10 protein-coding genes are annotated in these 14,255 nt (G+C 64.7%); 5 read left to right on the forward strand and 5 right to left on the reverse strand.

Features of this window, described 5'->3' with window-relative positions:
- Positions 1 to 30: 30 nt before the first annotated feature.
- On the forward strand, positions 31 to 570 hold the full coding sequence (gene ppa / locus J2W40_RS13265; RefSeq protein WP_310225559.1) for an inorganic diphosphatase: 540 nt from the start codon (positions 31 to 33) through the stop codon (positions 568 to 570).
- A gap of 88 nt (positions 571 to 658) precedes the next feature.
- Here ppa and yczR read toward each other — a convergent pair whose 3' ends face one another.
- Complete coding sequence (yczR, locus tag J2W40_RS13270; protein ID WP_310225562.1) at positions 659 to 2,122, reverse strand: MocR-like transcription factor YczR; 1,464 nt, start codon at positions 2,120 to 2,122, stop codon at positions 659 to 661.
- Between the two features lie 155 nt (positions 2,123 to 2,277).
- On the opposite strand from yczR, the gene J2W40_RS13275 reads away from it, so the two are divergent.
- Complete coding sequence (locus tag J2W40_RS13275) at positions 2,278 to 3,462, forward strand: NHL repeat-containing protein (protein WP_310225564.1); 1,185 nt, start codon at positions 2,278 to 2,280, stop codon at positions 3,460 to 3,462.
- Positions 3,463 to 3,604: 142 nt separating this feature from the next.
- Here the strand turns inward: J2W40_RS13275 and J2W40_RS13280 are convergent, their stop codons facing one another.
- On the reverse strand, positions 3,605 to 4,084 hold the full coding sequence (locus J2W40_RS13280) for a hypothetical protein (RefSeq protein ID WP_310225566.1): 480 nt from the start codon (positions 4,082 to 4,084) through the stop codon (positions 3,605 to 3,607).
- 86 nt (positions 4,085 to 4,170) lie between these two features.
- Between J2W40_RS13280 and gyrB the strand changes: the two genes are divergently transcribed.
- On the forward strand, positions 4,171 to 6,660 hold the full coding sequence (gene gyrB / locus J2W40_RS13285; RefSeq protein WP_310225568.1) for a DNA topoisomerase (ATP-hydrolyzing) subunit B: 2,490 nt from the start codon (positions 4,171 to 4,173) through the stop codon (positions 6,658 to 6,660).
- 172 nt (positions 6,661 to 6,832) lie between these two features.
- Here gyrB and J2W40_RS13290 read toward each other — a convergent pair whose 3' ends face one another.
- From J2W40_RS13290 to J2W40_RS13300, 3 genes are all read right to left on the reverse strand, one after another.
- Positions 6,833 to 7,381 (reverse strand): ankyrin repeat domain-containing protein, encoded by a 549-nt coding sequence (locus J2W40_RS13290; protein ID WP_310225570.1) that lies wholly within the window; start codon positions 7,379 to 7,381, stop codon positions 6,833 to 6,835.
- Positions 7,382 to 7,489: 108 nt separating this feature from the next.
- Positions 7,490 to 9,157: a catalase gene (locus tag J2W40_RS13295; RefSeq protein WP_310225573.1), complete on the reverse strand. Its 1,668-nt coding sequence runs from the start codon at positions 9,155 to 9,157 to the stop codon at positions 7,490 to 7,492.
- A 145-nt stretch (positions 9,158 to 9,302) separates the two neighbouring features.
- Entirely contained in the window at positions 9,303 to 11,711 is a 2,409-nt protein-coding gene (locus tag J2W40_RS13300; RefSeq protein WP_310225575.1) for a ligase-associated DNA damage response DEXH box helicase, read from the reverse strand.
- Between the two features lie 280 nt (positions 11,712 to 11,991).
- On the opposite strand from J2W40_RS13300, the gene J2W40_RS13305 reads away from it, so the two are divergent.
- Both J2W40_RS13305 and J2W40_RS13310 read left to right on the forward strand, forming a co-directional pair.
- Positions 11,992 to 13,311 (forward strand): cystathionine gamma-synthase family protein, encoded by a 1,320-nt coding sequence (locus tag J2W40_RS13305; RefSeq protein ID WP_310225577.1) that lies wholly within the window; start codon positions 11,992 to 11,994, stop codon positions 13,309 to 13,311.
- 4 nt (positions 13,312 to 13,315) lie between these two features.
- Complete coding sequence (locus J2W40_RS13310) at positions 13,316 to 14,245, forward strand: 2-hydroxyacid dehydrogenase (RefSeq protein WP_310225579.1); 930 nt, start codon at positions 13,316 to 13,318, stop codon at positions 14,243 to 14,245.
- The last annotated feature ends 10 nt before the right edge of the window (positions 14,246 to 14,255 follow it).

Raw genomic sequence — 14,255 nt, forward strand, 5'->3', positions numbered from 1 at the left:
TAGCGCATCATCGTAGCAAAAGGCGTTTCCATGAATATCGAACTGATCCCGGTGGGCGACGATCCGCCAAACAGCCTGAACGTTATCATCGAAGTGCCGGTCGGCGGCGAGCCGGTGAAATATGAATTCGACAAGGCGTCGGGCGCGCTGTTCGTGGACCGCATTTTGCATACGCCGATGCGCTACCCCGCCAATTATGGCTTCGTGCCGCACACGCTCTCGCCCGATGGCGATCCGCTCGACGCGCTCGTCATCGCACGCTCGCCCTTCGTCCCCGGTTCGGTCGTGCGCGCGCGCCCGATCGCGGTGCTGAACCTGGAAGACGAAGCCGGCGGCGACGAAAAGCTGGTGTGCGTGCCCGACAACAAGACCTTCCCTTATTATGCCGACATCAGCGAGAAGGACGACCTGCCCGGCATCGTGATGGAGCAGATCGAGCATTTCTTCACCCACTATAAGGACTTGGAAAAGACCAAGTGGGTCCGCATCGGCACCTGGGGCGGCGCGGAAGATGCCAAGCAGATCACGCTGGAAGCCATCGCCCGCTATCAGGCGGCGAAGAAGGCGTAAGGCTCTCAGGTTTGAGCGAATTAAGAGGCCGCGCGGGGTGACCTGCGCGGCCTTTTTGGTGGCAGATAAGCGGCAGCGTCGAGCCCCCTCAGATCAATCGGTCCGCTTCCAGCGCGAGCGCGAGCGAATCGCGGCTTCGGGGCAGGCGGGCGTGGAGGCGGGCGTCGGCTTCGGCGAGGCGTTCGACGCCGGTGGCGAGTTGCTCTTCGGACAAGGTGAAAGGCAGGCGCAGGAAGCGCTCGAATGCGCCGCTGACGCCGAAGCGCGGTCCCGGCGCGACACGCACGCCCAGATTTTCGGCCAGCGCAGCGAGTGCGGTGGCTTCGGCGCGGGGGAGTTGCGCCCAGAGCGACAGGCCGCCCGCAGGCGCTTCGACCCGCCAGTGGGGCAAATGCCGGTCGATGAGGCCAAGCAGATGGTCGCGCCGGTCGCGCAGCATCGCGGCGCGGGTGCCAAGCCCCTCCCCGGCGTCCAGCAGATGCGCGACGGCGAGTTGTTCCAGCACAGGGCTGGCCATATCGGTCGTCGTGCGCAGGCGGGCGAGCGCGGCGATCGTCTGCGGGTCGGCGCGAATCCAGCCGGTGCGCAGGCCGCCCCAATAGATTTTGCTGGCCGAGCCCATGGTGATGACCTGCCGCCCCGACGGATCATGCAGCGCGACCGGCGGCGGGGCGGTGAAATCGAGGCCCATCGCCGCCATCGTCTCGTCGATCACCAGCGGCGTGTGGCTGCGCGCGGCGACGGCGACCAGCGCGCGCCGGGTCGCCGGGTCCATGCTGCGCCCGGTGGGATTGTGGAAATCGGCGATGATATAGGCAAAGCGCGGGGCCGTCTGGCGGAAGGCGGCGTCCATCGCGTCGATATCCCAGCCCTGAGTCGGCAGGCCCACGGGCACGGGCACGACATGGGCGCGTTGCAACGCCTGAATCGCGTTATGATAGGTCGGATGATCGATGACGACGCGGTCGCCCGGCCCGGCGAGCCAGTGGAGCAGCAACGAAAAACCTTGCTGCGCGCCGTTGGTGACGATGATCTGGTCCGGGCTGGTCGGGCAACCGCGCCGCGCATAATCGGCGGCGATCGCCCGGCGCAGCACGGGAAGGCCGAGCGGATCATAGCCAAGGTCGCCCAGATGCGCGGGTAGCGCGTCGAGCGCTGCGGCATAGGCGCGCGCGACGCCGGGCGCGGCGGGGAGCGCGGCATGGGTCCAGTTCAGGAGGTTGCCGCCCGTGGTGACGTCGTCGTCCGCGGACGGCGCGGGCGCGTCGCCGGGCGGCAGGCGGGTGACGCTTCCCGATCCTTGGCGGCTTTCGAGATAGCCCTCGTCGCGCAGCCGATCGAAAGCGGCGGCGATGGTGGTGCGGCTGAGGCCGAGCGCAGCGGCCAGTTCGCGCTCGCCGGGCAAGCGGACGTTGAGGCCGATCCGGCCGTCCAGCACCAGCATCCGCAAAGCCTGCGCGAGCTGGCGATAGGCGGGCTGGGCGCTATCGAGCGCGCGCCACGCGCCGAGCAGGCGCAGCAGGGAGGGCGGGCGAAGATGCGAAGTGGACATGGCCTAGCGTTCCATTTGGGGAGCAATGCCATGCCATTTACCGCGCAATGGCCCTGATGGGAAAGGCCAGTTGCGCCGAACCTGCCTGCGCCGTTGACCTGCCGGATCAGATGGGCATGATCCCGCCAACCCGTTGATCCCAGGAGCCTGATCCCATGCGCCCCGTCCTTGCCTGCGCCCTTCTTTTGCTGCTCGGTGCCGCTGCGCCCTCGCCGCCCGCGCTGTCGCCGCTGGCGTTCGAGCAGATTGCGCCGGCTGGCACGAAGATGCCGCGTTTCAAGGTGGATGCGGCCTGGCCGACGATGCCGGACGACCTGCTGCTGGGACAGGTAAGCGGCGTCGCGGTTGGACCGGACGATTCGGTTTGGTTGGTGCATCGGCCCCATTCGCTGACCGGCACCGACACGGGATTGGCGCAGACGCCGCCGATCGCGGTCTGCTGCAAGCCTGCGCCGCCGGTGGTGCGTTTCGGCAAGGATGGCACTTACATGGGCGGCTGGGGCGGGGCGGCGAGCGCGCCGAGCGTCGATGGGGTCAGCCAGTGGCCTGTCAGCCTGCATGGCATATTCGTCGATCAGGCCAATACGGTCTGGTTCGGCGGCAATGGCAAGGACGATCATGTCGTGCTGAACTACAGCGCGGACGGCACATTCCTGCGCGCCTTTGGCAAGCGGGGCGAGACCAAAGGCAATGATGGGACCGACCGGCTCGGCAATCCGTCCGACGTGCATCAGGTCGATGGCATGGTGCTGGTGTCCGACGGCTATGTGAACCGCCGGGTGATCGGCTTCGACGCGAAGACCAATGGCTATAAGGGGCGCTGGGGCGCCTATGGCAAGCCGCCGATCGCGCCGACCCGTCAAGGGGCGTTCGACCAGAGCCATGCGGTCGATCCCAGTAAGGTGGCCAATCCCAAGTCCGACATCTTCGGCGACATCGTGCATTGCGTGGTGCCGACGAAGGATGGGCATGTCTATGTGTGCGACCGCAACAACAACAGGGCGCAATTGTTCAAGCGCGGCAAGGACGGGGTGCTGACCTTCGTGCGCGATCTCGCCATCGCCCCGGAAACCGGGGGCACGCATACGGTGACTGACATCGCCTTCTCCCCCGACCCGGAGCAGACCTATCTCTATGTCGCCGACATGATGAACGGGCGGGTGTGGATCTTGCTGCGCAAGACGCATGAAGTGTTGGGCGCGGTCGGGCGGATCGGGCGGCAGGCGGGGCAATTCACCTGGCTGCACAGCATCGACACGGATAGCGAAGGCAATATCTATACGACCGAGGTGAATACCGGGCGGCGGGTGCAGAAGCTGGTGTTTACCGGGATCGAGTGAGTGGGTTCACGCGGAGGCGCGGGGACGCGGAGGGATATTGGGGCGAGCCAGACCTGTCGTCTGCCGCCTTTTGTAGAAGCGCGGATTTGCCGCTTTACTGCCTATCTTCTCCGCGTCTTCGCGCCTCCGCGCGAACCCAATCCTACCCGCCGATCAGCCGCATATAGGGGCTAGCGAGCCAGCCGCTGACGCAGGGGCCGTCATAGGGTTGCTTGCGGTCCACGGGCGAGGACACGCCGCAATCGCCTGCCGGTTCGCCCTCTTGCGCGGGTGTGGGCTGCACGACGACGCCCAGCCATTTCTGGTCGAGGCTGCGGGTGCAGATATAGGCGCGCTGGCCTTCGGGCAATTGTGCGATTACCTTGGCATCGGCGAATGGTGCGGTGAGCAAAGGCAGCCCCCCTGCCCCGCTGCGGCTCACTTGCCCAAGTCCCCCGCAGGCATCCAGTCTAGGACCGTCTTCGCCGATCGTCACGGGCCGGGCGGATGGCGTATCCATGCGGGTTTCGGAGACCTCCGAGCGCGGCGCATCGGCGAGTGAGCTGTTGGGCAATTCGTCCAGCACCTCGCGGCTGTCGGAGCAGGCGGCGAGCATCAGGATGAGGGCAAGGGTTCGGACCATGGAGACGGGATAGACCGGCAGGCTGGTGGGGGGAAGGGGCCATGTTTCGCTTTAGTTTCAGCCCGCCTTTCCCTATAGGCTGGGCTATGAGCGAAGAACCCGTAAACTCCCCGAACAGCAACGAATATGGCGCCGACAGCATCAAGGTGCTGAAAGGTCTGGACGCGGTCCGCAAGCGGCCGGGCATGTATATCGGCGATACCGATGATGGCAGCGGCCTGCACCATATGGTGTTCGAGGTCAGCGACAATGCGATCGACGAAGCGCTGGCCGGGCATTGCGACCGGATCGACATCACGCTGAACCCCGATGGCTCCGTCAGCGTGATGGACAATGGTCGCGGCATCCCGACGGGCATCCATACAGAGGAAGGCGTGTCGGCGGCCGAGGTCATCATGACCCAGCTGCACGCCGGGGGTAAGTTCGAAAATACGTCGGACGACAATGCCTATAAGGTATCGGGCGGCCTGCATGGCGTGGGCGTGTCCGTGGTGAACGCGCTGTCCGACTGGCTGGAGCTGAACATCTGGCGCGACGGCCAGGAACATTGGATGCGGTTCCGCCATGGCGATGCCGAAGCGCCATTGAAGGTGCTGGGTCCGGCCGCGCCGGGGCAGAAGGGCACGAAGGTCACCTTCATGTTCTCGACCGACACGTTCAAGAATGTCACCGACTATGATTTCGACAAGCTGGAGCATCGCTATCGCGAGCTGGCTTTCCTCAACAGCGGTGTGCGCCTGTTCCTGACCGACGCGCGGCATGAGGAAAGCAAGACGGTCGAGCTTTATTATGAAGGCGGCATCGCGGCCTTCGTCAGCTATCTCGATCGCAATAAATCGGCGATGATGCCGGAGCCGATCGCCATTTCGGGCACGCGCGACAATGTGACCATCGAAGTCGCGCTGGAATGGAACGACAGCTATTATGAAAATGTGCTGTGCTTCACCAATAATATCCCGCAGCGCGACGGCGGCACCCATCTGGCGGCGTTCCGCGCCGCGCTGACCCGCACCCTCAACAATTATGCCGAAAAGTCGGGCATGTTGAAGAAGGAGAAGGTCAGCCTGACCGGCGAGGATATGCGCGAAGGTCTGACCGCGATCGTCTCGGTCAAGCTGCCCGATCCCAAATTCTCGTCGCAGACCAAGGACAAGCTGGTCTCCTCAGAAGTGCGCCAGCCATTGGAAAGCCTGATGGCCGACAAAATGGCCGAGTGGCTGGAGGAGAATCCGGCGCATGGCAAGATGATCATCCAGAAGGTGATCGACGCCGCCGCCGCGCGCGAAGCGGCCAAGAAGGCGCGCGAACTGACGCGGCGCAAAGGCGTGCTGGATATTGCCAGCCTGCCCGGCAAGCTGGCCGACTGTCAGGAGCGCGACCCGGCCAAGTCCGAACTGTTCCTGGTCGAGGGTGATTCGGCTGGTGGTTCGGCGAAGCAAGGCCGCAACCGGCATAATCAGGCGATCCTGCCGCTGAAGGGCAAGATTTTGAACGTCGAGCGCGCGCGGTTCGACAAGATGCTGTCGTCCAAGGAAGTCGGCACGCTCATCCAGGCGATGGGCACGGGCATCCGCGACGATTTCAACCTGGAAAAGCTGCGCTACCACAAGATCGTCATCATGACCGACGCGGACGTCGATGGCGCGCATATCCGCACGCTGCTGCTGACCTTCTTCTATCGCCAGATGCCGCAGATCATCGAGGGCGGGCATCTCTATATCGCCCAACCGCCGCTCTATAAGGCGACGCGCGGCCGCAGCGAACTCTATCTGAAGAACGACACCGCGCTGGAGCAATATCTGGTCGATAATGGTGTCGAATCGATGGTGCTGGAGGGACCGGCCGGCACGCGGACCGGCAATGACCTCAAGAGCCTGGTCGATCATGCCCGGCGGATGCGCGCAGTGATGCGCTATGTCCCCCGCCGTTATGACCCGGCGATCATCGAGGCGCTGAGCCTGACCGGGGCGCTCGACCCCGAATTGTCGCAGGACGAGCAGGCAACCCGCCTGGCTGTGGCGGTCGCCTGGATGGGCGCGCAGGATGCCGAAGGCAAATGGACCGGCCGGATCGCCGAAGAGGGCGGCTTCCATTTCGAACGGCTGTGGCGCGGTGTGACCGACCATCATGTCATCGAACATGGTTTCGTCGGGTCGGCCGAGGCGCGCAAGTTGCACACATTGGCGAGCGAAGAATCGCAAAGCTATCTGACCCCGGCCCGGCTGGTGACGGCCAAGGCGGCGATGGCGGCCGAGGAAGCGGGCGACGACGACCTGCCTGCGGCACCGGCCAAGGGCATGACGCTGGTGACGCGGCCGAGCGAATTGCTGGAAGCGATTTTGGCGGCTGGGCGCAAGGGGCTGGCGATCCAGCGCTACAAGGGGCTGGGCGAGATGAATGCCGAGCAGCTGTGGGAAACCACGCTGGACCCCGACAACCGGTCGATGCTGCGGGTCGAGGTCGAGCAGGCGGATATTGCCGACGAGATTTTCAGCCGCCTGATGGGCGAAGTCGTCGAACCGCGGCGCGAGTTCATTCAGGATAATGCGCTGAACGTCGCCAATCTGGACGTCTAAAGCGGACAGCGAAGCGGACATTGGTTTGCGAAAATGACATTGGACGGGGGTGGTTCGTCGCCCCGTCCAGTGTCGGCCCATGTCCGCTTTGGTTGATCGGAAGATGCTGAAATAGCGCCATCTTCTGTTTCACGTGGAACAGGCATTGTACGTTATGTCCGCCCCGGAGCGGTTATGGCGTGGCGTCGAGCTGTTTGACCATCGCGTCATTGCCCTGGCCTTGGGCGACGACCTTGGCGGTGCGGCCGGAGGCGTCGGCCAGCGCGGGGTCGGCACCGGCCTTGACCAGCATCGCGACCTGGGCGCTGCGGCCGAAGAGCGCGGCCATCATCAGCGCGGTCTGCCCGGCCTTGTTGCGGGCGTTGACGTCGCAGCCTGCCGTGAGCAGCCGCGCGGCGATCGCGTCATTGCCCTTGAAGGCAACCCCCATTTGCGCGGTATTGCCCTGCGATTCGTCGGGCTTGCAAGGGTCGGCACCGGCGGCGATCAGCGCGTCGAGCGTGTCCGCCTGACCATTATAGGCCGCGAGGATGAGCGGGGTGAAGCCGCGGGCGTCAGTGGCGTTAAGGTCGACGCCCGCCTTGACGAGGGGTTCGATCATGTCGGCGCGGCCGAGGCGGGCGGCGTCGAACAGGAGTTGCTGGCGGCGTTCCGGGGTGGGGAGTGCGTCGGGCGCGGGCGTTGCGGCGGCCAGCGCTGTGGCGAGGAGGAGGGAGAGCATGATGGGGAGTCCTCAGTAAGGGGTGGGATTGGCTGTTGGAGCTGGCATATGGTGGCACGCCCCCACCCCAAACCCCTCCCCTAAAGGGGAGGGGCTTTTCGGTTTTGCTTAACGCACGGTCAGGCGTTGTTGCGGATAGGCGGCTTCATATTCGGCCACCGCCTTGGTCACTTCCGCCATGGGCACATTGACTGCCTTGGCGATGCGGGTGCCGTAGTCCTTGTCGGCCTGGTAAAAATAGCTGACCATCATCGTGCGGGTGCGGTCGGAGGTGACCTGGCCCAGATCGCCCGCGAGATTGGCGATCAGGTCGGCCTTGTCCTTGGCCGACAGCGCGCGATAGAAAATGCCTGCCTGTGCGAAATTATTGGTCTTCTCGATCGGCTTGGTGTCGACCGTCGCGTTGATTTCGTAGGTCGACTGGCCAAATTCGGCCGCCGCCTGCTTTTGCACCATCGCCGGGAAATAATTGACGTTCGAGGTCGAGCCGGTCGCGTCCATCACGCCGTCCTGCGAATTATTGACCACTGGCGCCAGCGGCTTGTTGACCGGCAGTTGCAGGACGTTCGCGCCAACGCGATAGCGCTGCGTGTCGGCATAGCTGAACAGGCGGCCCTGGAGCATACGGTCGGGCGAGGCTTCGATGCCCGGCACCATGTTGGACGGCGCAAAGGCCGACTGTTCGGTGAACTCGAAATAATTGGCGGGCATCTTGTTGAGCGTCATCTCGCCGATCTTGCGGAAGGGCACGTCGAGCCATTCCTTGGTATCGTCGAACGGATTATAATCCAGGCCCGCAAATTGTTCGGGCGTCATGGTCTGCACCATCAGATCCCAGGTCGGGAAATTGCCCTTGCCGACTTCGCGATAGAGATCATCGGTCAGGAAGTTGAACTGGGCCGCGCCCGCATCCTTGCCGGCAAGATTCTTGACGCCCTGGCGGCTGATCCAGCGGAACTTGGCGAAGGTCACCTTGCCCTGCGCATTCACCAGTTTGAACGCGTGGACGCCATTGCCGTCCATCGTCCGGTAGGAGGATGGCGTGCCCAGGTTCGAATAGAGCTGGGTCAGCATGTTGGTGGATTCGGGCGTGTTCGAGAAGAAGTCGAAATAGCGGTTGGGGTCTTGCTTGTTGGTGACCGGCGAGGGCTTGAGGCTATGCACCATGTCCGGGAACTGCATGGCGTCGCGGATGAAGAAGATCGGCAAGTTGTTGCCAACCAGATCCCAATTGCCCTGATCGGTGTAGAATTTGGTGGCGAAGCCGCGCGGGTCGCGCAGGCCTTCGGGGCTGCCCGACGGGTGGATGACGCTGGAAAAGCGAACGAACACCGGGGTTTCCTTGCCCGATGTGAAGAGCGAGGCGCGGGTCAGGTCGCTGATGTCGGCGGTGGCGCGGAAGACGCCATGCGCGCCGGTGCCGCGGGCGTGGACGACGCGCTCTGGAATGCGTTCGCGGTCGAAGCGGGCGAGCTTTTCAATGAGCGTGGTGTCTTCGAGCAGCACCGGGCCAAGGTCACCTGCGGTCTTGCTGTTGCGGTTGGCGCCGATCGGCGCGCCATTGTCGCGCGTCAGGTTGGGGACAGTCGCGGGCGCAGCTTCGGCGGGGACGGTCATGGTCTGGCCAGCGTCGGCGGGCAAGGTGACGGTGGCCATGCGCGGGGCGACCTGCGTGTTGGTCTGGGCCGAGGCCTGTGCGCCGACAAGCGCGGACAGGCTGACGGCAGCCAGGGTCAGGCCGCGCAAAGGCGCGGCCGAAATCGGTGAATTCGACATGATCAGGTTCCTCTGTTGTTTTGTCGATCGTGGCGATCGACACCCCTCGGACTGGGAAACGATGGATGGACCCGTAAGGTCCGCAAGAGAAACGGCTTATCTAGCTTTCAGATAGTGGGATTTTCGATCATTGCCGCAGCAATAGTCAGTCCGGGCGCATTGCCTGTGCCACCAGCGCTTCGGCTTCGATCAGCAAGGCATCCTCGGCCGCACTCTGCGCGACCTGCTCGCGGCCGATCAGGATGAGGACGGGCACGGCGAGCGGGCTGACGCGGTCGAGCGTGACATGCAGCATCGTAGTCGCCGCCCGGTCGATCAGGTCGCCCAGTCGCCCGACATCGGTCATGCGCGCGCGGGCATCGGCCCAGGCGGCCTTGATGAGCAGATGGTCGGGCTGATATTTGCGCAGCACGTCGTAGATGAGGTCGGTGGAGAAAGTGACCTGCCGCCCGGTCTTGCGCTTGCCGGGATGCTGGCGCTCGATCAGGCCGGAGATGACCGCGACGTCGCGGAAAGCGCGTTTGAGCAGGCTCGATTGTTCGACCCAATCGACAAATTCATGGTCGAGTATGTCGGCGGAGAAAAGGCTTTGCGGGTCGGTGACGGGTTTGAGGCCATAGACGGCGAGCGCATAGTCGTTGGCGACGAAACCCAAGGGCATGAGACCCTGGCTCTCCATCCGGCGGGTGAGCAACATGCCGAGCGACTGGTGCGCGTTCCAGCCTTCGAAACTGTAGCAGACGAGATAATGGCGGCCTTCGTGCGGGAAGGTTTCGATCAACAGTTGGCCCGATTGCGGCAGGACCGAGCGGAGTTTCTGCATGTCCAGCCATTCGCGCACGTCGGACGGGAAGCGGTGCCATTGGTCGGGGCTGGCGAGGAAGGCGCGGACCCGGTCGGCGAGGCGCGTTGACATGGCCATGCGGCTGCCGCCCCAACTGGGGATGCGCGCCTGTTTGGACGTGGCGCGGACGACCAGATCGGTCGTGTCCATCTTGACCACTTCCAGCGCCATGCCGGAGAAGAAGAAGCTGTCGCCGGGGGCCAGTTGCGCGGCGAAGCCCTCCTCCACCGTGCCGAGCTTGCGGCCGTTGGCGAAGCGGACGGCGAGCGCGGGTTGATCGACGATGATCCCGGCGTTGAGTCGATGCTGCTGAATGAAGCGGGGGTGGGCGACGCGCCATGTGCCATCCGCATCCTGCGCCAGCCGTTTGAACCGATCATAGGCGCGCAGGGCATAGCCGCCGCCTTCGATGAAATGCAGGACGGAGGCGAAAGCGTCCGGCGTCAGCGCGCTATAGGGCGTGGCGGACTGGATTTCGGCGAGCATCGCCGCTTCGTGAAAGGGACCGGCGCAGGCGAGGCCCATAATATGTTGGGCCAGCACATCGAGGCTGCCGATGCGGAAATCATCGGCATCGCGCTCACCCGCCTCCACCGCGTCGAGGGCCGCGCGGGCTTCGAGATATTCGAAGCGGTTGCCGGGGATGAGGATGGCCTCGCTGGCCTGATCGAGCCGGTGGTTGGCGCGGCCGATCCGCTGGAGCAGGCGCGACGAGCCTTTGGGTGCGCCCATCTGGATGACGCAATCGACATTGCCCCAATCGACGCCAAGGTCGAGCGACGCCGTGGCGACCAGCGCTCGCAACCTGCCATCGGCCATCGCGCTCTCGACCTTGCGCCGGGCTTCGATCGACAGGCTGCCATGGTGGATGGCGATGGGCAGGTTGGCGTCGTTCGCTGTCCAAAGCTCCTGAAAAATGAGTTCGGCAAGGCCGCGCGTGTTGCAAAAGACGAGCGTGGTTTGATGGGCGGCGATTTCGGCCATCACCTGATTGGCGGCATATTTGCCCGAATGGCCCGACCAGGGGACGCGGCCTTCGGGGATGAGGATGGTGACGTTCGGCTCCGCTCCCGCTTCCCCCAATACCGCCGCGACCGTATCGATATCGCCATCGGGCGCGAGCCAGGCGCGATAGGCATCGACGTCGGCCACGGTGGCGGACAAAGCGACGCGGCGCAGGGCGGGGTTGATCGTCTGCAGCCTCGCCATCGACAGGCTGAGCAGATCGCCGCGCTTTTGTGTGGCGAAGGCGTGGACTTCATCGACGATGACGGTCTGCAGATCGGCGAACATCAAGGTAGCGTCGGGATAGCTGAGCAGCAGCGAGAGCGATTCGGGCGTGGTGAGGAGGATGTGGGGCGGCTTGACGCGCTGGCGCGCCTTGCGGTCCGAGGGCGTGTCGCCGGTGCGGGTCTCGACGCGGATCGGGAGCGCCATCTCCTCGATCGGCGTCAGGAGATTGCGGCGGACGTCCACGGCCAGCGCCTTGAGCGGCGAGACGTAGAGGGTGTGGAGCCGGTCGGTCGGGTGGTCGATGAGGTGGGCGAGCGTCGGCAGGAAGCCCGCCAGCGTCTTGCCCGCGCCGGTCGGCGCGACGAGCAGCGCATGATCACCCCGGCGCGCGGCGGCGAGCATGGCGCGCTGGTGCGCGCGCGGCGCCCAGTCGCGGGCGGCGAACCAGTCTTCCAGCACTTGGGGGAGAGCATCCATGGGGAGGATGTAGGGAGTCGGCCCAAGCCTGTCACGACATGGGCTGGAAGAAGGGTTCGCGCGGAGACGCAGAGACGCGGAGGGAATAGCCGACCCTTCGCGCGCTCCGCGTCTTCGCGCGTGGATATTCGGCGATGATCTGCACGGCGCGGTCGCGTAATTTAAGTCCACGTCGGTAAAATTTTATGTCCCTCCCCTCTGGCCGTCCGACCTGTCCCTGCGTTACCATCGTGCCATCAAGAGCGGCGCAGCAGATGCCGCATCATGCAGGAGATATGATATGTCTGGCGAAAGTGAAGCCGATCTGACCGGTGTCGAGTCCAACCGCCGCCGTCCCAAGCCGCCGATCATGGAGATTGACGGGCGCAAGCTGAAGCCCGCGACGTTGATGATGGGGCATGGCTATGACCCGACCCTGTCCGAAGGATCGCTGAAACCGCCCATCTTCCTGACCTCCACCTTCGCCTTCGAGAGCGCGGCGGCGGGCAAGCGGCATTTCGAAGGGGTGACGGGCATCAGGCCGGGCGGGTCCGAAGGGCTCGTCTATTCGCGCTTCAATGGTCCCAATCAGGAAATTGCCGAGGATCGGTTGTCGGTGTGGGAAGAAGCCGAGGATGCGCTGCTCTTTTCGAGCGGCATGTCGGCGATCGCCACCACTCTGCTGGCGATGGTCCAGCCGGGTGACGTGATCGTCCATAGCGCGCCGCTCTATGCCGCGACGGAGTCGCTGATCGGGCGGATATTGGGCAAGTTCGGAGTGCAGTGGCTCGATTTTCCCGCTGGCGCGAGCGCTGACGAGATTGGCGCGGTGATCGAGAAGGCCAAGGGGCTGGGCCGGGTGGCGATGATCTATCTGGAGAGCCCGGCCAATCCGACCAACGTGCTGGTCGACATCGAAGCGGTGGTTGCGCGGCGCAACTCCCTGTTCGAAGGCGAAAGCCATGTGCCGCCGATCGCGATCGACAATACATTTTTGGGGCCTTTGTGGCTCAAGCCGCTGGCCCATGGCGCGGATCTGGTGATCTACAGCCTGACCAAATATGCGGGCGGGCATAGCGATCTGGTTGCGGGCGGGGTGCTGGGGTCCAGCGCGCTGATCACCACGATTCGGCTGATGCGCAATACGATCGGCACGATTTTGGACCCGCATTCGGCGTGGATGCTGATGCGCAGCCTGGAGACGCTGGAATTGCGGATGAGCCGGGCGGGCGAGAATGCGGCGAAGGTATGCGCCTGGCTGCGCGAGCAACCGCAGGTGGAGAAGATCGTGTATCTCGGTTTCCCCGAAACCGAGCGGCAGCGCGATATTTACGAGCGGCATTGCACCGGGGCGGGATCGACCTTCTCGCTCTATCTGAACGGTGGCGAGGCGGAGGCGTTCGCCTTTCTCGATGCGCTCAAGATCGCCAAGCTGGCGGTCAGCCTGGGCGGGACCGAGACGCTGGCGAGCCACCCCGCCGCGATGACGCATTTGTCGGTGCCGGCCGCGCGCAAGGCGGCGTTGGGGATTGGCGACAATATGGTGCGCATCTCGATCGGCTGCGAGGATGCCGACGATCTGATCGCGGACTTTGCGCAAGCGTTGCGGGCGATCGGGTAAGGCCATGACGCGACCTGTTTTGTTGGTGGGCCAGGCTTTGCTGGCCCCGGTCGTGCCGCTGCTGGCGCAGGATTATGACGTCATGGCGCTGTGGGAAGAACCCGACGCGGCGGCGTTGGCGCGGGTGGACGCGGTGATCTGGGCGGGCGAGTTCGTGCTGGAGCGGGCGCTGATCGACGCGATGCCGCGCCTGTCGCTGATTGCCTGCTTCACTGTCGGCTATGACGGGGTGGACCTGGCGCTAGCGCGGGAGCGCGGCATTGCGGTGACCCATGCGGGCGACGCCAATGCGCAGGATGTCGCCGATCATGCGATCGGCCTGATGATCGCACATCGGCGTTGGATCGTGGGCGGCGACCGGCATGTGCGGAGCGGCCAATGGACGATGGCGGCCAAGACACGGACCCGGTCGATGGGCGGCGCCAAGCTCGGCATCGTCGGCATGGGGTCGATCGGCATTGCGGTCGCGGAACGGGCGCAGGTGATGCGGATGCAAGTCAGCTGGTGGGGGCCGCGCGAGAAGCCCCGCCTCCCCTGGCCGCGTGTCGCCAGTCTGGATGCGCTGGCGCGCGAGAGCGACATATTGTTGGTCGCGGCGCGGGCGGATGAGAGCAATCGCGGCATGATTTCCGCCGCGGTTCTGGACGCGCTGGGGCCGGAGGGATTGCTGGTCAATGTCGCGCGGGGGCAGTTGGTGGATGAGGCGGCGCTGATCGCGGCGCTTACGTCCGGGCGATTGGGGGGTGCGGCTATCGACGTCTATGATCCCGAACCGACCGATCCCGCGCGCTGGGCCGATGTGCCCAATGTCGTGCTGACCCCGCATATCGGCGGGGCGACGCATGAGGCGGTGGCGCATATGGCGCAGATGCTGCTGGCCAATCTGACGGCGCATTTTGCAGGCCAGCCGCTGATCTCGCCCGTGCGCGGCTGAACCCTAGGAC

This window comes from Sphingobium xenophagum, from assembly GCF_031457465.1.
Lineage (GTDB): Bacteria > Pseudomonadota > Alphaproteobacteria > Sphingomonadales > Sphingomonadaceae > Sphingobium > Sphingobium xenophagum_A.